A 19,431-nucleotide genomic window follows, 5' to 3' on the forward strand; every position below is an offset into this window, starting at 1 on the left:
TTGCTTCCCCGGCTGCATTCATGCGCATTCTGCTGATTGAAGACGACCGTGCCATCGCCAGCGGCATCCATGCCGGGCTCACGCAGGCTGGGCATCGCGTGCATGTTGTGCACGACGGTGTGTTCGCCGCAGAACAACTTGCCAGGCAGACTCACGATCTGGTGATCCTCGATCTTGGGCTGCCGGGCATCGATGGCATGACGCTGCTGTCGCAGTTCCGCGCGCGCGATCGCGCAACGCCGGTGCTGATCCTCACCGCACGTGATGGTTTGCTCGACAAGGTGAACGGCCTGAACGCCGGCGCCGATGATTACCTGCTCAAGCCGTTCGAGATGCTTGAACTCGTGGCCCGCGTGGGTGCGCTGCTGCGCCGTCGCGGTGATCCCTCTGAACCTGCGGCGCGTCCGGATGTTCTGGTTGGCCGGTTGCGCATGAGCGGCGTGGAACGACGCATCTTTGTTGATGCTGCACCGTTGGAACTGTCGCCGCGCGAGTTTGCTGTGCTGGAGCTGCTGATGCTGCGCCAGGGCCGCGTGGTCAGCAAAGTGCAACTGCAGGACCATCTTGCCAGCTTCGGTCATGCCATCGGCGAGGCCAGCCACGATGTGGTGGGCGACACGGCCATCGAAGTCTATGTGCACCGCGTGCGGCGCAAGATCGAACATTCCGAAGCGGAGATCGTCACGGTGCGCGGCTTCGGCTACTTGTTGCAGGCGCGCGCTGCGGCGTAGTTCTCGCCCATGTTCAAGCGCCATCGCCCCACCTCGTCGGGTTCATCGGCTCCGGCCAAGAGCGTGGGTAACGGCGCCGTCAGCCTGCGCCTGCATCTGTTGCGGGCGCTTGCAACGCCGCTGTTTGGTTTGATTGTGGGCACCGGCGCGCTGTCGTATTGGCTGGCGGCGCACTACACCGCGCAGGTGTTTGATCGCGCGCTGGTGGGTGTGGCTAACACGCTGGCCGAGCAATTGCGCATCGCCGGTCCACATGTGCCGGCGGCCAAGCTGTACGACATTGCCCTCACCGCGCAGACGCTGGTACAGAACAGCGGCGAAGACCGCATCTACTGGCGCATTTACGGCCCGGCGGGCACGCTGATCGGGCGCGACACGCCGCTGGGTTACGGCTCAGGCCAGGTGCGCATTGGCGATGCACGCGTGTTCTATAGCTGGATCGACGGCAAACAGGTCCGCGCTGTGCATCTGCTGGTGCCGGGCGTGAGCGCCGAAGTACCCAAGCCGGTCTCGCCACGCCAGCCCGTGCCACCCGACCCGGCAGATGATGTCACGCGCCCCGCGCTCGCGCCCACACAGGCGCAGACGGCCCCGGCATTCAATCCATCCAATCCGCCGGACGCCATGCAAGCCGACGGCGGCATCGTCGTGGAAGTAGCGGAACTGCTCGATCATCGTGATACAGCAGCCAAGGAAGTGCTGCTGTCAGTGTCGATTCCTCTGATCGTGCTGCTGGCTGTGGGCGGGCTGATTCTCTCGCTCGTGCTCAAAGAAGAACTGCAGCCGCTGCAAACGCTGGCCGATACGCTCAACAGGCAAAGCGCGAGATCGGTGACGCCGCTGCCCGCCGAATCGGCCGAACGCGTACCTGCTGAACTGCAACCGCTCATCAACGCGATGAACGCGCTGCTCGCCCGCTTGCGCGATGCCCTCGAAGCGCAACGCACCTTCATTGCCGACGCGGCACATCAACTTCGCACGCCGCTCACCGCATTGAAGCTGCATGCCGACCGCGCAGTCGAGGCCAAGACATTGGACGACGCACGACCCGCTCTGCTGGAACTGCAATCGGGCGCCAACCGCGCGGTGCGCCTGTCCAACCAGTTGCTGACGCTGGCACGTGCTGAACCGGGCATGACGCTCGATCAGTTGGGGCCGCCCATGCGGGTGGATCTTGTCTCGCTCGCGTTTGATGCCGGTGCGCAATGGGTGCCGCGTGCACTGGCACGGGGGCTGGATCTCGGTTTCGAAGCCTGGCCGCAGGAAGCCACCTCGCCGGGTTCGTTGCGGGCGCCGGTCATGGCCAACGTGCTGCTGCTGCGCGAAGCCATCAACAACCTGCTCGACAACGCCATCAAGTACGTGCCAGCCGGCGGGCGCGTGACCCTGCGTGCGGGCATGGAAGCCGATGCCGCTTCACAGTGGTGGGGCGTCGTGAGCGTGGAAGACAACGGCCCGGGTATCCCACCCGAGCGCCGTGGCGAAGTGTTCCAGCGCTTCTTCCGTGGGGATGCGGATCACCGCTCTGGGCAACCGCAGGGTAGCGGCCTGGGCCTGGCCATCGTGCACGACATCGTGCGATTGCACGGCGGCACCGTTGCCATTGATGATGCGCTCACACGCGATGGCAACCACGTGATGCGCTTCGTGTTGCGCCTGCCGCTGGCAGGCGAGTCCGCCTGAATGGCAGGTCTTCGAGACGTTCGGCTTACTTCTTCTTGCGCTTCTCAGGCCGCGCCAGCATCGTGCCGCGGCATTTCTTGGCGCCACAGCGGCACGCAAACTGTTCCTTCAACGCCTTGGTCTGGCGGCCTTCAATGACGAGGCCGTAGTCGTAGAACAGTTCTTCACCGGGTTCGATGTCACGCAGCGCGTGAATAAACACCTGGCCGTCTTGTTCGCGCGCTTCGCAATTCGGCTTGCAGGCGTGGTTGATCCAGCGCGCGCGGTTGCCACCAAACTTGGCGTCGATCACGCTGCCGTCTTCCAGGCTGAAGTAGAACGTGTGGTTCGGGTCGGTCGGATCGTGTGGATGGCGGCGCAGCGCCTCTTTCCACGTGATGTGCTCGCCCTTGTATTCGATGATCTTCTTGCCGCGGGCGATGGCGACCACGGCGTACACACCGCGTCCGTGCACGCCCGATTCACGCACCTCAATGCGATCGCGGCGGCGCAGTTTGGCCGGAGCTTCCGGCGCGGGCGCAGACTCAGCCAGGGCCGGCGTGGCATCAGGGGACGTACGTGTCATGGGGCAAATGGCGCGGTGAAGCGGAACAAAAACGTCGATCAACGAAGCCGTGAGCCTACACCAAAAGCATGGCACCTCGACACGTGCCGCCGTCCCGTGCAACCCGGTCCATGTGAATAACCAATGTGGATAACCCGGCCCGCAACTGTGGATAACTACCGTCAAAGCCTGTTGGCTGTCTGTGGCTGCCCTGTCGATGGCGTGGGCACAAGTGATGCACTTGCCGGCAGGGGCACCGAAAAAATCAGCAATCTATCCACCAGAGGACACACCCGGTACCCCTGGTTTTGCTTGCAGCAAGTAATTGAACACAAAGCGCTTTTTCCACTTATCCACAGAAACTGTCCACCGTTATCTACTACTACTATCTGTATACATAAAGAAAAAGGTAAACCAACCAATCGACTTGCGTCGAACCAATCAGCGAACACGCAAGCCAACCGAAAACCACGACATCCAACGGCAATGCTGATGTGATGGGATCGCCTCGCAACGTAGGCCCCATGCGGGGTTTGCGGAACCCACATGCCATGCGCGGTTACAAAGCTCACGTGCCGGCGCTGTTCGCATGCCGGTATCATGTCGCCCTTGGAGCCATCCCCCGGGCGGCTCTGTTGTGTGTTTTATCTACTCTTGAAGGGAGTCAAGCAATGACGAAAACCGAACTGATCGACGCCATCGCCAGCGGCGTAGACGGTCTGACCAAGGCCAAGGCCGAGCAGGCACTGAATGCGACGCTGCAAGCCATCATGGAATCCGTTGGCAAGGGTGATACGGTCAGCCTTATCGGCTTTGGTACCTTCAGCCAGGGTGAGCGCGCCGAGCGCATGGCTCGCAACCCGCGTACCGGTGAGGAAATCAAGGTCGAAGCTGCCAAGACGGTCAAGTTCAAGGCCGGTCAGAAGTTCAAGGACGCTGTCAACGGCTAAGGCAGTGACGACCTTGGCGTGACCAGCCAGGCTGGTCAGCGCCCTCGACGTGGCATGCCGTTGCATGCGTGAACAGACCGCAGCATTGGCGTACCACGTCGGAAGGCCTGTCTCCCCGTCAGGCCATCCCTTCTCCCGCTTCCATGTCTTGCCGCTTCCCGCGCAATTCACGCGCTCTGCGCATTGCCCTGCCGATTGTCCTGATCGCACCGGTGCTCTGGTTTGCCGGCTGCGCAACGCCGCCTGCGCGCCCGCAAGCCGAACCGCTGCCTGACAATGAAGTCGTGCAGACAAAGCCAGGCGCCACACCGCGTGAAAGGATGATCGAGATTGCCCTGACCGAGTGGGATCGGTGGGGGCGCCAGACGGTGCGTGTGGGGCGTGACGATACGTATTGCGTGACCGGTGGCGGTTTTCCCGATCAGCCGCAAGGCCGCTGGCTGACCCCCGACTACCCCGCCCCTGCCCCTTCCGATGAAGAAGGCGGTGCCGACATACCGCTGCCCAAGGCGGCTGCCACACCGGTAGCACCGCCCCCGACGCCTTGCCTGCGCTACCCCGATGGCACGGGTGGTGAAGCAACGGCCCGCGGCTGCATGCTGGCCAAGCGCTACTGGGGCATCGTCGGCAAGACGCCGACCTGCCAGCAACTGACCACCGGCGGCTGGGCGTGGTCGGCCGTGTTCATCTCGTGGATCATGCGCAAGGCCGGCTTGCAGAACGACCAGTTCCTCACCGGTGCCACGCATGCCGAATACGTGACCGATGCGCGCGACCTCCTGCTCAAGCACCCCGCCTTCGCGCTCGAACCCACGCCGGCCGTGCCGCGCCCGGGCGATCTCATGTGCACCGCACGCGGCGCCGATCGCTTCATGACCGACCCCACTGAGATCCAAGCCGGCAGGACGCCCATGCATTGCGATCTCGTTGTCGAGGTGGACCCGGTGCGCCATGAGGTGAAATCAATTGGCGGCAACGTGCAGCAATCTGCGTCGATGAGCATCACCGAGTTGAACGATGCGAACCAGCTCGACCCGTATACGAACTCGGTCATGCAGTGGCTGGTGATCTTGCGCAACCAACTGCCTTAGCCGCGAACGGATGTAACGGCGTTTGACGTCCGGCGCAAGTTCATTAACATGTGAATTACAAAAGCGCCGACAATCGACCGGCGCGTGATCCTGCGACCAGGAGACAGGTCATGTCCGTGCTTTCGCTCACTTCCGATGTTGCCGATGCCGGATCGGACATCCAGGCTCATCGTCCCGCCTGGTGCGGCCCGAGCGAATGGGCCGCACGCGTGAAGCTGGCGGCGTGCTACCGCATCTTTGCGCAGCTCGGCTGGACCGAACTGATCTACAACCACATCACGCTGCGCCTGCCGCCCGAGGACGGCGCGAATGACGATGATGGTCCGCACTTCCTCATTAATCCGTTTGGCCTGACGTATGCCGAGGTTTGCGCTTCAAACCTTGTGAAGCTCGACTTGCAGGGCAATGTGCAACGCACGGCAGGACAGCCAGACTGGCCGGTCAACCCGGCGGGCTTTACGGTGCATGCGGCCATCCATGCCGGCATTCAGGGCGCGCACTGCGTCATGCACACCCACACCACTGCCGGCATGGCCGTGGCCTGCTCGCGCGATGGCTTGTCGATCAGCAACTTCTACGCAGCACAACTGCACGGCAAAGTGGCGTACCACGACTTTGAAGGCATCACCGTGCATGCCGATGAAGGGCCGCGCCTGGTGGAGAACATCGGCGGCAAGCCCGCGGTGATCTTGCGCAATCACGGGCTGTTGGCCTGGGGCGATTCGATTGCGCGGGCGTTTGCCGTGTTGTGGTTGCTCAACCGCGCGTGTGAGATTCAACTGGCATCAACATCGATGGGCCCGGTGTTGGAGATTCCCGAGGCGGTTGCGCGCAACTGCACGCGCGATTCGCTGCAGTTCAACCCGAACTTTGGCGCCGGTGAAGACGTGTTCGCGGCGCTGACCCGCACCATTGATCGCATCGACCCTTCCTACCGTATCTGATCTCATGACACGCATTTGCATCGTCGGCGCCGGCGCTGTCGGCGGCTATTTTGGCGCGAAGCTCGCGCTGGCGGATCAACCGGTCAACGTGCTGGCACGTGGCGCCACGCTTGCTGCGTTGCAGGCGGAAGGGCTTTGTCTGACCGAAGACGGCAACACACAATCTGTGCCGGTGCACGCGAGTGACAACGCGCATGCACTCGGCGTGCACGACGTGGTGATCGTTGCCGTGAAGGCACCGGCCATGGAAAGCGTTGCGCAAAGCATCGCCCCGTTGATCGGCCCCGAGACCTGCGTGGTGGTGGCGATGAACGGCGTGCCGTGGTGGTTTTTTGATCGGCCCGGCCCGCACGAAGGGTTGCGATTGCGGTCGGTCGATCCGCACGGCTCGATTGCGCGGTCGATTCCCACGAAGAATGTGCTCGGCTGCGTGGTGCATCTGACGTGTTCGACGTCTGCACCAGCACATGTGCGTCATGGGTTCGGCAAGCGATTGATTCTCGGCGAACCTGCGGGTGGTACTTCAACGCGCCTGGAAGCGGTCAGCGCGCTTTTTGAACGTGCCGGCTTGCAGATCGAACGCAGTCAGGCCATCCAGCGCGATGTCTGGTTCAAGCTGTGGGGCAACATGACGATGAATCCGGTGTCCGTGCTGACGGGTGCTACATGCGATCGCATCCTGGACGATCCGCAGGTGGCGGCGTTCTGTCTGGCGATCATGGAAGAAGCCAAAGCGATTGGCGCGCGCATCGGTTGTCCGATCGAACAAAGTGGTGAAGAGCGCAGCGCCGTGACACGTCAACTCGGTGCGTTCAAGACGTCGATGCTGCAGGATGCGCAAGCCGGACGCGGCCCGCTGGAGATCGACGCGCTGGTGGCGTCGGTGCGGGAAATCGGCCAGCACGTGGGTGTGCCGACACCGCAGATCGATGCCCTGCTGGGTCTGGTGCGTTTGCACGCCCAGACCCGAGGACTCTACTGAAGAAGCGTCTTCGTTACGGCGCGAGCGCGGGGTGCTTCAATGCATGCGCCGTTTCGATCCACTGTTGGTGATACGCGGCATCGTCACGCTTGAGGCCGAGTTCACCGTTCTGATACGCCATTGCCAGGGCTTGCACGGCTTCGGGCAATTCGTGTTCGGCGGCATCCTGGTACAGCGCCAGCGCGCGGGCTTCATCGCGCGGCACACCATCACCGTCACGGTACGCGTTGGCGAGCATGAACATCGCAGCCGGAATCTCACGGCGTGCGGCACGATCAAACCAGTGCGCGGCCTGTGTCGTGTCGATGGCCGTGCCGTAGCCGCTGCGATACATCACGCCAAGGTAATAAGCCGCTGCCGCATCGCCCTTGTCAGCGGACTGACGCAGCAGATGCAGCGCACGCGGATAGTCGCGTTCCACACCACCGGTACCGAGCAACAACACCTTACCGAGCGACAACTGCGCGCGCGCATCGCTCGGTGCCGCGGTTTCCAGCCAACGTATCCCTTCGTTGCGCAGCGAGCCGTCGTGCGCGCTGAGCAGTGCTTCGCCCAACGCCGATTGCGCCGGCACCGAGCCACTGCGCGCCAACTGACGCAACTGCTGCAGCGCTTCGGGCTCCATCGCCTGCACGACCATCGCGCGCCACGCTTCCAATTGCGTGGCATCCACCGTGGGTGCCTGACGCCCATGCGACAGCCAGCCACCAACAGTCACGACAATCGCCAGTGCGGCGGCCACCGTAAGCATCGGCACTGACTGGCGCGGCGATTCCATGGCTGGCGCACCAACCCATGCAGAACGAAGAGATGGCATTGATGGCTCCTGCTTACTGCGTCAGGTCGATCTGGTACACCGCCAGACCCTTGCCCGAGCCGTCATCCGCGGCCACTTGCGTGACGTTGGTGATGCCGGCAGCCGTGGCGTTGGTCTGCTTGTTGGGCGCTGACGAGAACTGCACCTGCGCCACCGACGTCGCCAGCTTCGTGAAACGCCAGCTGCGTTGCGAGCCGTTGGTGGCACGCGTTACCGTACCGAGCTTTTTGATGTAGCTGATCAGCACATCGCGATTGGCATCCGGCGACGCATAGATCGTCTTGCTGCCATCCAGGCCGGGGAAGTTGCCGCCACCGCTCGCACGATAATTGTTAGTGGCCACGATGAACTGGCCTGCCGGATCGATCGGTGTGCCCTTGTACAGCAGATTCTTGATGCGGCTGCCTACCGGCTGCGTGACGTCAATCTCATACGTCAGGTCGGGCGTGGTGAACATGTCGAAGTTGTAGCCGGGGAACGTGCTCACCAGCTTCTGCACCGTCGCGCTGGTCGGGTCGATGGTGTTGAAGCGCTTGGCCGCGGTTTCCAGCCAGTTCTTGATGTCGGAGCCGGCCACCTTCACCGCGTAGACCGTGTTCGGATACAGGTACAGGTCGGCCGCGTTGTTGATCGCCAGCGGACCTGCGGCCACGTCGGTGAAGTCCGTGCCGCCCCCAAAGCCGCTCTTGAACGGCGCGCTGACCGACAGCACCGGCAGCGATGCGTACTGCGGCAGGTTCGCCTGGATGTATGCCGACACGTAATCGGCCTGCGCCTGGTTGACGATCTCGATCGCACCCGGGTCGCCCACGTCGGCAAAGTACGTGCTCATGTTGAAGTCCGTGCTGCCCACCGGCGTCTTCACGTAGTTGATCGTCGCCTGGTGTTCTGTGGCGATGGCGGCCGAGACAGTCGGGTCGGCGGCCACGTAAGTCTTGTCGGCGTTCTGGATCGAACGCGCTTCCACCGTGGTCTGCGTCTTGTCGACAGCCCAGTTCGTGCCGTCGAACGTCAGACCCAGTTTGATCACGCCCAGGTGCTTGCCCCAGTAGTTGGCCATCACGGTCGGCACGCCGTTCACGGTGCCGTTGACCTTGTCCACGCCCGGCAGATTGAACTGGGTTACCGTGCTCTTCGCATCCGGGAAGAGCTGATGCGAGTGGCCGATCAGCATGGCATCGATGCCCGGCACGGTCGAGAGCCACCAGCTGCCGTTTTCCATCGTCGGCGAATACGTCGAGTTGTCCAGCCCGCCGTGCGAGATGGCCACCACCAGGTCGGCACCGTTCGCGCGCATCTCGGGGATGTACTTGGCAGCCGTTTCCTTGATGCCGACGGTGTAGACCTTGCCGTCGAGCCAGCGCTTGTCCCAGCTCGTGATGGTGGGCGGTGTAAAGCTGATGATGCCGACCTTGACCGGTGCGCTGATGGTGCTGCCGTCCGGCGCCGTGGCCGTCACGGTCTTGGTGATGATGGTGTACGGCTGGAACAACGGCGCATTGGTCTTCGCGCTCATCACGTTGGCCAGCACCTGCGGGAAGCTCGGGCCCGCGCATTTGGTCTGCGCGCCCGGATCGGGCATACCGGTTACGTTGAACGTGTTGCCCGTGACTTGCGACAGATATGGCAGGCCGTAGTTGAACTCGTGGTTACCGATACCGCCGCCGTCGTACCTGGCTGCGTTCATCACCTTGTAGATCGCCAGCGTCTGGCTGCACGTGATGGGGTTCACCATGGCCTGGTAGTCCGACAGCGCAGTGCCCTGGATGGTGTCGCCATTGTCCAGCAGCAGCGTGTTCGGGAACTGCGTGCGCGCCTGATTGATGAGCGTCGCCACACGCTCGAAACCGAACGAGTTGTCGGCCGCGAGCTTGAAGTAGTCGTACGACAGCACGTTCGTGTGCAGGTCGGTTGTTTCCAGCACGGCCAGCGTGGCCTTGGTGCCAGCCGGGGTCGTGTTACCGGTCGAACCGGTGGTGGGCGAATCATCGCTGCCGCCACAGGCAGCCAATGACATCGACAAAAAAACAGCAAGCGGCAACGCCGCCGAACACAACGGTCGGACTCGCATGAACTTCTCCCTGAAGTCTATTTTTTGGTATGCGAACTACAGACTGCGAACTGCCGATGAAGCGGAGGACGCGCGCGCAGGTAGATAACCGTTTGCGCAACACGAGAGAACAACAGACTGTGCCGGGGGCCCAGAAGCGGAGAAGTATCAAAAGCGTGCATGACGATGCCGTGACCATCGCATGACATTTGCGCGCGGCGTCGGCAGCGCGGAGAACTGCGCCGGTCGCGCATCTCAGCCGGACGGCGGATCGAGGGGGCCAAAAAATTCAAGGCGTTTCGTCAACAACGTTAGAATGAGCCCATTTTTCCGCGTAGCTGTTCTATGTCTCAGAAGAAAGCGCCGTTGTTCGAGATTCGCAGCGGCACCGTCGACGCCCTGCTGCTGTCGCCGCGCACCGCCGACATGGACGCGCTGGCCGCCGAACTCACGCGACGCTTTGCCGACACGCCGGAGTTTTTCTCCAACGACGTGATCGCCATCGACGTGCGCCGCCTGGCCGAGGATGAGCGCCTGCCCATCGACCGTTTGGTGGAGACCCTGACTGCGCTGCGCGCCCGCGCGATCGGCGTGGTCGCCAGTCCCGAGCAGGCCGAGTGGGCCCAGGCCTTTGGTTTGCCATTGCTTGATAGCCACGGCCGTCGCCAGCGCAGCGAGAAAGACGCCAAGGAAAGCGATGACAGCCAGGAGGCTCCCGAGCACGCACAGGCCGCCGCAGCCCCTGCCGTTCCGGCCGTCGACGTCGCGGCCATGCAACCCGGCACGATGATCATCGACCGCCCCCTGCGTTCCGGCCAGCGCATCTACACGCGGGGCGACCTTGTTGTGCTCGATCTGGTGAGCGACGGCGCCGAGGTGATCGCCGAGGGCAACATCTACGTGTATGCCTCGCTGCGCGGCCGCGCGCTTGCGGGCGTCAAGGGCAACCTGGACGCGCGCATTTTCTGCACGTGCCTGGAGCCCCAACTGATTTCCATCGCCGGCATCTACCGCACCGGCGAAACCCCGTGGCCGGAGCCCTACGCCAGCAAGCCTGCGCAGGTCCGGCTCGCGGACAACACGCTGGTTTTCGAACCGTTGCGGATGAAATAACACGCTGCGTGCGTGCCGAGCGATTTAACTCACAGATATACGAGCCATGACCAAGATCATCGTAGTCACCTCCGGCAAGGGCGGCGTCGGCAAGACGACCACCAGTGCGGCGTTTTCCGCCGGCCTTGCGCTGCGCGGTCACAAGACTGCCGTCATCGATTTCGACGTCGGCCTGCGCAACCTCGACCTCATCATGGGTTGCGAGCGTCGCGTGGTGTATGACCTGATCAACGTGATCCACGGCGAGGCCAATCTGAACCAGGCCCTCATCAAGGATAAGAAGTGCGAGAACCTGTTCATCCTCCCCGCCTCGCAAACGCGCGACAAAGACGCGCTCACGCGTGAAGGTGTCGAGAAGGTGATCGAGGGCCTGAAGGAAATGGGCTTCGAATACATCGTCTGCGATTCGCCTGCCGGTATCGAATCGGGCGCGCTGATGGCGATGTACTTTGCCGATGAAGCCATTGTCGTGACCAACCCGGAAGTGTCTTCCGTGCGCGACTCCGACCGCATCCTGGGCATCCTGTCGTCCAAGTCGCGCCGCGCGGTGGAAGGCAAAGACCCGATCAAGGAACACCTGCTGCTCACACGCTACAACCCGAAGCGCGTGTCCGAAGGCGAGATGCTGTCGCTCACGGATATTCAGGAAATCCTGCGCATCAAGCTGATCGGCGTGATTCCGGAATCGGAAGCCGTGCTGCAAGCGTCCAACCAGGGCGTGCCCGCCATCCACCTGGAAGGCTCCGATGTGGCCAACGCCTACCACGACGTGATCGACCGCTTCCTGGGCAAGGAAAAGGAACTGCGTTACGTGGAATACGCGAAGCCTGGTTTTCTGCAACGCCTGTTTGGTGGCGGCAAGTAAAGGAGACGCACACACATGTCGATTCTGTCTTTCCTGTTGGGCGAGAAGAAGAAGACTGCAACCGTCGCCAAGGAACGCCTGCAGATCATCCTCGCCCATGAACGCACCGCCAGCGGTGCGCCTGCCGACTACCTGCCCGCGCTGCAACGCGAGCTGGTGGCCGTGATCTCGAAATACGTGAAGATCGGCAACGACGACATCAAGGTCAACCTCGAGCGTCAGGACAATCTGGAAGTGCTCGAAGTGAAGATCGAGATTCCGCAGGCCTGAGTCTTTTCGCCTGCATCGTCGTTACCTGACGCGAATGATGCGGCCCGCCGGTGCTTCGGCGGCCGCATCGAACAGTCCCGTCTGCTGTCACCCGCCAAAGAGGTTGATCGTTCTATGCAGACTGTCAGCCCTACCGGAGCACTCAGCCAGTTGTGGACCGTGCTCGGCCAGCCAGCCGACGTGCTGTCGCGCGTGACGCTGACGGGTGTCGAGCCTGCTCTGCCCTCGTCGTTCGCGGTGGGCACGCTGGCGCAGAGCACCATTGCCGCCGCCGCCCTGGCCGCCGCGCACGTCGACACGCTGCGCACGGGGCGCCAGCAAACCGTATCGGTAGAGATGCACCACGCTGCGCTGGAGTTTCGCTCCGAGCGCTACTTCCGTGTCGATGGCCAACTGCCGCCCGAGCCGTGGGACAAGATCGCCGGGCTGTACCGCTGCGCCGATGGCCGCTGGGTGCGCCTGCACACCAACTTCCCGCATCACCGCGATGGCGTGCTCAAGCTGCTCGGCTGCGCATATGACCGCGAAGCCGTGGCTGCTGCGCTGAACCAATGGAAGGCGGAAGCGTTTGAAGAGGCTGCGGCGCAGGCGGGCATGGTCGTGACCGCAGCGCGCACGTTTGAAGAGTGGGATCACCATTCGCAAGGCATCGCCCTCGCGGGTCAACCGCTCATGACCATCGAGCGCATTGGCGATGCGCCACCGCGGCCCTTGCACGCCCATGCCGATGGGCGCCCGCTTTCCGGCGTGCGCGTACTTGACCTCACGCGCGTGATTGCCGGCCCCGTCTGCGGCCGGACGCTGGCTGCCCACGGGGCGGACGTGCTGCTCGTCACGGGGCCGCATCTGCCCGCTGTGCCGCCGCTGGTGATTGATACCGGGCGCGGCAAGCGCTCGGCACAGCTCGACTTGCGCGATGCTACCGGCGCGGAGCAACTGCGCGCCCTGTTGTGCGACGCCGACATTTTCGTGCAGGGCTATCGGCCGGGCGGCCTGGCGTCGCTCCAGTTCGGCCCGGAACAGGTTGCGGCATTGCGCCCCGGCATCGTCTACGTGAGCCTGTGTGCGTATGGCGATGACGGGCCGTGGGCCAATCGGCGCGGTTTCGATTCGCTTGTGCAGACCGCCAGCGGTTTCAACTGGGCTGAAGCCGAAGCAGCCAGCGACGTCAAGCCGCGCCCGCTGCCCGCGCAGGCGTTGGACCACGGCGCGGGCTACCTGATGGCCGCTGGCGCAATGGCGGCCCTCGCGCGCCGCATGACCGAGGGCGGAAGCTGGCACGTGCGCGTGTCGCTGGCACAAACGGCGCGCTGGCTGCGCAGCTTTGGTCGCGTTGCGCACGGCTTTGACGCGCACGACCCGCGCTACGAAGACATTGGCACGTATCTGGAGACCACGCCCTCCGGCTTCGGCATGCTCACGGCACTGCGCCACGCGGGGCAGCTTTCCGACACGCCGCCGCACTGGACGCTGCCTGCCGTACCGCTGGGGACGCACCCCGCGCGGTGGTAGCATTCGCGCCTACCGTTTTCTTTGCCTGCGCCGGATACCCAGCGCGCACATGGCCCGCCGATGCTCAGTTACCGTCACGCCTTCCACGCCGGCAACCACGCCGATGTCCTCAAGCACGCCATCGTCGTGCAGTTGCTCGACTACCTGACGCAGAAGGACAAGCCGTTCTGGTACATCGACACGCATGCCGGCGCGGGGCTCTACGCGCTGGACCACGAATGGGCACAGAAGAAGGCCGAGTTCGACACCGGTATCGGCCCACTGTGGCGCGCGGCGCAAGCCGGCGAAACGCTGCCCCCGCTGCTCCAGGCCTACCTCGACCAAGTGCGCGAACTGAACGCCAATGGCCAGCTCAAGCACTATCCCGGATCCCCGTGGCTTGCGTGGCAGATGCTGCGCGATGCTGATCGCTTGCGCCTGTTCGAGCTGCACAGCGCCGAGATCAAGGTGCTGTCCAACAATTTTCGCGGTGCGGGTCGCAAGGTCATGCTGTACGACGGTGACGGCTTTGCCGGTATCAAGGCGATCCTGCCGCCGCCGCCGCGCCGTGCGCTGGTGCTGATTGATCCGTCGTTCGAAGACAAGCAGGACTACGCACGCACCGTGCAGGCGCTGCAAGACAGCCTGCAGCGCTTTGCCACTGGCATGTACGCGATCTGGTATCCGCAGGTGCAGCGCCGCGAAGCCGCGCAGTTTCCCGCCCGCCTGAAGCAGTTGCGGCCAACAGACTGGCTGCACGTCACGCTTACCGTCAAGCGCCCGGTGGAAGGCGGGTTGGGCCTGCACGGCAGCGGCATGTTCATCGTCAACCCGCCTTGGACGCTGAAGGCGCAACTGCAGGAAGCCCTGCCCACGCTGGTGCGCCTGCTCGGCCAGGACGATGGCGCCAAGTTCACGCTGGAAGGCGAGTCGAGCTGAGTTCACGGGCGCCCGGCGCTTTTCCATGTCACTCCTCCGCCACATGCTCGTGCTACCTAGTCGGGCTTAGACTTGTAATGCGCCGCCCGCGCGCAGCGCCCCAACATCAGGATCGGCAGGAGCAGGACATCATGAGTGAACGTGACGCAGAGCGGCAGGCACGCCTGCAGGAAGACCTCCTCGACACGCTGGACGAGGAGCTGGAGATGGAAATCGACGACCACCTGCTCGGTGGCGGCAAAGGCATCAGCGACGAAGCCCGCGAGACGCGGCGCGTGTATTTTCGCGAGCTGTTTCGCCTGCAGGGCGAACTCGTCAAGCTGCAGGATTGGGTGATCGAAACCGGTCACCGGCTGATCGTCCTCTTTGAAGGGCGCGATGCTGCTGGCAAGGGCGGCGCCATCAAGCGCATCACGCAGCGTCTGAACCCGCGCGTTTGCCGCGTGGCGGCCCTGCCCGCACCCACCAACCGCGAACGCACGCAGTGGTATTTCCAGCGCTATGTGGCCCACCTGCCGGCGGCTGGCGAGATCGTCCTGTTCGACCGCAGCTGGTATAACCGCGCCGGCGTGGAACGCGTGATGGGCTTCTGCACCGACGATGAATACGAAGAGTTCTTCCGCTCGGTGCCCGAGTTTGAAAAGATGCTGGCGCGCTCGGGCATCCAGATCGTCAAGTACTGGTTTTCGGTCACGGACGAAGAGCAGGAAGTGCGATTCCAGAGCCGCATCGACGATCCGCTCAAGCAATGGAAGCTCAGCCCGATGGACCTGGAGAGCCGCCGCCGCTGGGAGGCCTATACGCGCGCCAAGGAGGCGATGCTTGAGCGCTCGCACATTCCCGAATCGCCGTGGTGGGTCGTGCTGGCCGATGACAAGAAGCGCGCACGCTTGAACTGCATCCACCACCTGCTCGGCCAGGTGCCTTACCACCCGGTGCCGCATTCTCCAGTGCTGCTACCCGAGCGCGTGCACCACGCGGAGTACATCCGCCACCCGGTGCCGCAAGAGATGATCGTGCCGAACGTGTACTGATCAGCCAGCAGATCCGTCCGCAAAGATTGCTGAAAATTACACCGTGGGGCGGATCTCGAAACCGGGCACGGGCGCCTCGTGCTCACCCGGCGCGACATCGAGTTGCGTGACTTGCGCGCAGACCGGGCCCGCCCATATCCATTCGCGCATGCGCAGCACATTGGCTTCGGGGCCGGCCAGAAAGGCTTCGACCGCCCCATCACGGCGATTGCGCACCCAGCCGCGCAGGCCCAGCAGGCGAGCGTGGTCGGCACAAGCGGCGCGGTAGCCCACCCCCTGCACCCGGCCCTGTACGATAACGATCACTTGCGCAATGGCGGACATGGCGGGTCTCCGAGCAAAAAGGCAGGTGATGTGTTGGATCGAACATGACAAACCGGCGCTGTCGCATCTCTGTCACATTTCTGGAATGTGACGTCGTCAGACTGACAACCGCAGCGCGGGCTCTGACGTTACGCAAGGTAAACTAGGCGGCTTGCCGACGGGTGCCAAGCAATGCCTGCGCAACGCACTGCGCCCGGCTCTGAGCCCTGAGCCCTGAGGCGCCCGAATTTCGTCCGCGGTTTCCGTCCCGGTTATCCAAGATGCAGCAAAACGACAACGAAACCACTTTCCGGGGCCGCTTGGGTGCCACCTTCGGCACCAACTTTGGCGTCAACTTCGGCAACTTGCTGACCGCGCCGCCCAACCGCTTCGATCTGGCGCTGCTGCCGATCATCCTGGCCGCCATCGTGCTCGTGGCCTATGCCGCCAAGCAGATGAACGTGCCCTACACGCCCGGCGAACACCTGGACGTGAGCCTGGACGTGGCCGAACTGCCCTACTACCTCCTGCGCACCAGCATCCGCATGCTGCTGGCGCTGGGCGCGTCGCTGGCGTTCTCGTTTGCATTTGCGGCCATTGCCTCCAAGAACCGCACGGCCGAGAAAGTGATGGTGCCCGCGCTGGACATCCTGCAATCGATTCCGGTGCTGGGTTTCCTGTCGATTACGGTCACGGGCTTCATTGCGCTGTTCCCAGGCAACCTGGTGGGCGTGGAATGCGCGGCCATCTTTGCCATCTTCACGTCGCAGGCGTGGAACATGGCGTTCTCTTTGTACCAATCGTTTCGCACCATCCCGACCGATCTGGAAGAAGCGGCCACGGTGTTCCGGCTGTCCAAATGGCAGCGCTTCTGGCGCCTGGAAGTGCCGTTCGCCATGCCGGGCCTGCTGTGGAACATGATGATGTCGATGTCGGGCGGCTGGTTCTTCGTGGTGGCGTCGGAAGCCATCTCGGTGTCGGGCCACGACATCAAGCTGCCGGGCATCGGTTCGTATATCTCGCTGGCGATCGCCCAGCAGAACCTGGCCGCCATCGGTTGGGCCATCCTGGCCATGCTGATCGGCATCATCCTGTACGACCAACTGCTGTTCCGCCCGCTGATTGCCTGGGCAGACCGCTTCCGCTTTGACACGATGTCGTCGGAGCGCGAGCCGCAATCCTGGCTGCTCGACCTGCTGCGCCGCTCCGAATGGGTCAAGGCGCTGCTGGAGCGTACCGCCGCGCTGGCCGAGCGCACGCTCTCCTGGGGTGCCGAGCGCACGCGCCCGACCGCCAGCAGCAGCGGCAACGGTTTCCCGCGCTTCCCGTGGTCGCACCGCGTGGCCGATGTCGTCATCATCGTGGCCGCGCTGGTGGCGGTGGCGCACGTGCTGCAGTTCGTGCGCTCCGAGGTGGGCTGGGCAGAAGTGGGCCACGTGTTCTGGCTCGGCTTCCTGACGATGGTGCGCGTGATCCTGCTGATTGCGCTGGCAGCCCTGGTGTGGGTGCCGATCGGCATCCGCATCGGCCTGAACCCGAACGTAGCGCGCATCGCCCAGCCGGTGGCGCAGTTCCTGGCGGCGTTCCCGGCCAACCTGATGTTCCCGCTGGCGGTGATGCTCATCGCGCGCTTCGCGCTCAACCCGGAAATCTGGTTGAGCCCGCTGATGATTTTTGGCACGCAGTGGTACATCCTCTTCAACGTGATTGCTGGCGCGTCGGCCATCCCGACCGAACTGAAACTGGCTGCCCGCAACTTCGGCCTGCGCGGCTGGCTGCTGTGGAAGCGCTTCCTGATCCCCGCCGTGTTTCCCAACCTGCTCACGGGTCTGGTGACGGCCGCAGGCGGTTCATGGAACGCCAGCATCGTCTCCGAATACGTGTCGTGGGGCGACCGCACGCTGGTGGCCACGGGCCTGGGCAGCTACATCGCAGAGATGACGGCCAAGGGCGACTTCCCGCGCATCGCACTCGGGATTGCCGTGATGAGCCTGTTCGTGGTCGGCTTCAACCGGCTGCTGTGGAACCGGCTGTATGACATCGCGCAAGAGCGCACCCGCCTGTAAAACGACGACGACCTTTTCAGCAGAGAACCCACCATGGCTATCAACGGCACCCACAGCCAAAGCGCCGAAAGCGTCATCGAACTGCGCGGCGTCTCGAAAATCTTCCGCACCGCAGACCACACCGACCGCTCGGTGCTCGAGGGCGTGGACCTCAACCTGCGCCAGGGCGAGATTGTCGCCATGCTGGGCAAGTCCGGCTCGGGCAAGTCGACCCTGCTGCGCATCATGGCGGGCCTGGTGCGCGCCGATCGTGGCCAGGTGCTGTTCCGTGGGCGCGAGTATTCCGGCCCCGTGCAGGGCATTGCGATGGTGTTTCAGTCGTTCGCGCTGTTCCCGTGGCTGACGGTGCAGCAGAACGTGGAGCTGGGCCTGGAAGCACAAGGCGTGGCCAAGGCCGAGCGTGAAGAGCGCGCCGAGCAGGCCATCGACCTGATCGGTCTGTCGGGCTTTAACAGCGCCCTGCCGCGCGAACTCTCGGGCGGCATGCGCCAGCGTGTGGGCATTGCGCGCGCGCTTGTTACCGAACCCGACCTGCTGCTGATGGACGAAGCGTTCTCTGCGCTGGATGTGCTGACCGGCGAGAACCTGCGCGACGAAATGCTCGACCTGTGGGAAGACCGCCGCACCAACATCAAGAGCATCCTGATCGTCTCGCACAACATTGAAGAAGCGGTGATGATGGCCGACCGCATCGTCATCCTGTCGAGCGATCCGGGGCGCATCCGTGCCGAGGTGCGCGTGCCGTTCCCGCGCCCGCGCAATCGTGACTCGGCCGCCGTGCGCAACCTTATCGACGAGGTGTACGGCCTGATGACCTCGCCCGAGCGCGTGGGCGTGCATGTGGGCGTCGAGCCCGCTGCCGAGCAGCTCGCTTACCGCCTGCCCGAGGCCGAGATCGGCCAGATGGAGGCCATTCTCGACCTGCTGGTCGAAGCCCCGTTCAACGGCCGCGCCGACCTGCCGCACCTGGCCGAAGAAGCCGGCGTGACCGACGACGACCTGCTGCCCGCCTGTGAAGCGCTGGCCCTGCTGCAACTGGCCACCATCGAGCGCGGCGACATCATCGTCACCCCGTTCGGCAAGACCTACATGGAAACCGAACCGCCTGAGCGCAAAGTGCTATTCGGTCAGAAGCTGCTGGAGCGCGTGGCCCTGGCCTCGCACATCCGTGCCGAACTGGCCGCCAACGAAAATGGCGAGATCCGCGAAGAGCACGTGTTGCGCGAGCTGGAGGCCTACCTCAAGCCCGAAGAAGCCGAGCGCGTGCTCAAGATCGGCATTGAATGGGGCCGCTACGGCGAGGTGTACGAGTACGTGTACAACACCGGCATGCTGATCCTGCCCCGCGAGGAACGCGAAGAGCGTGAGGAGCGCGAGGCTGAAGGCGGGGGGGATGGGGCGAGCGGGGCTTGAGGCCTTGCAGCATCCTTGTTCGCACTGAAGAAGAGCCGCGTCATGCGGCTCTTTTCACGCTCAGGCAGTGAGTTGTCGCCTGCTGCGGCTGCGGCCGGCTTTTTGGCACCTCATGCAAATGCATGGCAGCGATTTGCCATCCGGC

The 19,431-nt window shown here is 63.7% G+C and carries 18 protein-coding genes; 14 read left to right on the forward strand and 4 right to left on the reverse strand.

The genetic code is table 11. From position 1 onward, the window contains the following. Positions 1-20 precede the first annotated feature (20 nt). Both PSUB009319_RS12105 and PSUB009319_RS12110 read left to right on the forward strand, forming a co-directional pair. Positions 21-731, forward strand: a complete 711-nt coding sequence (locus PSUB009319_RS12105; RefSeq protein WP_124382483.1) for a response regulator transcription factor — start codon at positions 21-23, stop codon at positions 729-731. A gap of 9 nt (positions 732-740) precedes the next feature. After that, the gene (locus tag PSUB009319_RS12110; protein ID WP_124382484.1) at positions 741-2,414 is read left to right on the forward strand and encodes a sensor histidine kinase; all 1,674 of its coding nucleotides are present in this window, start codon (positions 741-743) and stop codon (positions 2,412-2,414) included. 25 nt (positions 2,415-2,439) lie between these two features. Here PSUB009319_RS12110 and PSUB009319_RS12115 read toward each other — a convergent pair whose 3' ends face one another. Next, positions 2,440-2,979 (reverse strand): SET domain-containing protein, encoded by a 540-nt coding sequence (locus PSUB009319_RS12115; protein ID WP_124382485.1) that lies wholly within the window; start codon positions 2,977-2,979, stop codon positions 2,440-2,442. Between the two features lie 650 nt (positions 2,980-3,629). On the opposite strand from PSUB009319_RS12115, the gene PSUB009319_RS12120 reads away from it, so the two are divergent. The 4 genes from PSUB009319_RS12120 to PSUB009319_RS12135 all read left to right on the forward strand — a co-directional run bounded on the left by PSUB009319_RS12120 (position 3,630) and on the right by PSUB009319_RS12135 (position 6,925). Further along, on the forward strand, positions 3,630-3,908 hold the full coding sequence (locus PSUB009319_RS12120; protein ID WP_124382486.1) for an HU family DNA-binding protein: 279 nt from the start codon (positions 3,630-3,632) through the stop codon (positions 3,906-3,908). A 143-nt stretch (positions 3,909-4,051) separates the two neighbouring features. Next, entirely contained in the window at positions 4,052-4,999 is a 948-nt protein-coding gene (locus tag PSUB009319_RS12125; protein ID WP_124382487.1) for a DUF2272 domain-containing protein, read from the forward strand. A 110-nt stretch (positions 5,000-5,109) separates the two neighbouring features. Next, positions 5,110-5,943 (forward strand): class II aldolase/adducin family protein, encoded by an 834-nt coding sequence (locus tag PSUB009319_RS12130; protein ID WP_124382488.1) that lies wholly within the window; start codon positions 5,110-5,112, stop codon positions 5,941-5,943. Between the two features lie 4 nt (positions 5,944-5,947). Beyond that, positions 5,948-6,925, forward strand: coding sequence for a 2-dehydropantoate 2-reductase (locus PSUB009319_RS12135; RefSeq protein ID WP_124382489.1), 978 nt, complete (start codon positions 5,948-5,950; stop codon positions 6,923-6,925). Positions 6,926-6,938: 13 nt separating this feature from the next. Here PSUB009319_RS12135 and PSUB009319_RS12140 read toward each other — a convergent pair whose 3' ends face one another. Continuing rightward, complete coding sequence (locus PSUB009319_RS12140; protein WP_124382490.1) at positions 6,939-7,742, reverse strand: tetratricopeptide repeat protein; 804 nt, start codon at positions 7,740-7,742, stop codon at positions 6,939-6,941. 13 nt (positions 7,743-7,755) lie between these two features. After that, a complete protein-coding gene (locus PSUB009319_RS12145; RefSeq protein ID WP_124382491.1) occupies positions 7,756-9,813 on the reverse strand; it encodes a bifunctional 2',3'-cyclic-nucleotide 2'-phosphodiesterase/3'-nucleotidase in 2,058 nt (685 codons plus the stop codon). 324 nt (positions 9,814-10,137) lie between these two features. Between PSUB009319_RS12145 and minC the strand changes: the two genes are divergently transcribed. From minC to ppk2, 6 genes are all read left to right on the forward strand, one after another. Beyond that, entirely contained in the window at positions 10,138-10,905 is a 768-nt protein-coding gene (minC, locus tag PSUB009319_RS12150) for a septum site-determining protein MinC (RefSeq protein ID WP_124382492.1), read from the forward strand. Between the two features lie 46 nt (positions 10,906-10,951). Beyond that, on the forward strand, positions 10,952-11,770 hold the full coding sequence (minD, locus tag PSUB009319_RS12155; RefSeq protein ID WP_124382493.1) for a septum site-determining protein MinD: 819 nt from the start codon (positions 10,952-10,954) through the stop codon (positions 11,768-11,770). 15 nt (positions 11,771-11,785) lie between these two features. Continuing rightward, positions 11,786-12,040 carry a cell division topological specificity factor MinE gene (gene minE / locus PSUB009319_RS12160; protein ID WP_024977189.1) on the forward strand — a complete coding sequence of 85 codons (255 nt, stop codon included), beginning with the start codon at positions 11,786-11,788 and terminating at the stop codon, positions 12,038-12,040. Positions 12,041-12,121: 81 nt separating this feature from the next. Then, positions 12,122-13,552 carry a CoA transferase gene (locus PSUB009319_RS12165; protein WP_374704192.1) on the forward strand — a complete coding sequence of 477 codons (1,431 nt, stop codon included), beginning with the start codon at positions 12,122-12,124 and terminating at the stop codon, positions 13,550-13,552. Positions 13,553-13,612: 60 nt separating this feature from the next. Continuing rightward, positions 13,613-14,470 carry a 23S rRNA (adenine(2030)-N(6))-methyltransferase RlmJ gene (locus PSUB009319_RS12170; RefSeq protein WP_124382495.1) on the forward strand — a complete coding sequence of 286 codons (858 nt, stop codon included), beginning with the start codon at positions 13,613-13,615 and terminating at the stop codon, positions 14,468-14,470. A 131-nt stretch (positions 14,471-14,601) separates the two neighbouring features. After that, positions 14,602-15,504, forward strand: a complete 903-nt coding sequence (ppk2, locus tag PSUB009319_RS12175; RefSeq protein ID WP_124382496.1) for a polyphosphate kinase 2 — start codon at positions 14,602-14,604, stop codon at positions 15,502-15,504. Between the two features lie 36 nt (positions 15,505-15,540). On the opposite strand, the gene PSUB009319_RS12180 is transcribed toward ppk2, so the two are convergent. Beyond that, a complete protein-coding gene (locus PSUB009319_RS12180; RefSeq protein ID WP_124382497.1) occupies positions 15,541-15,828 on the reverse strand; it encodes an acylphosphatase in 288 nt (95 codons plus the stop codon). A gap of 260 nt (positions 15,829-16,088) precedes the next feature. Between PSUB009319_RS12180 and PSUB009319_RS12185 the strand changes: the two genes are divergently transcribed. After that, entirely contained in the window at positions 16,089-17,873 is a 1,785-nt protein-coding gene (locus tag PSUB009319_RS12185) for an ABC transporter permease subunit (protein ID WP_124382498.1), read from the forward strand. A 33-nt stretch (positions 17,874-17,906) separates the two neighbouring features. Continuing rightward, positions 17,907-19,286: a nitrate/sulfonate/bicarbonate ABC transporter ATP-binding protein gene (locus PSUB009319_RS12190; protein ID WP_124382499.1), complete on the forward strand. Its 1,380-nt coding sequence runs from the start codon at positions 17,907-17,909 to the stop codon at positions 19,284-19,286. Positions 19,287-19,431 lie beyond the last annotated feature (145 nt).

This window comes from Ralstonia sp. SET104, from assembly GCF_003851545.1.
In the GTDB taxonomy this organism is placed as follows: domain Bacteria; phylum Pseudomonadota; class Gammaproteobacteria; order Burkholderiales; family Burkholderiaceae; genus Ralstonia.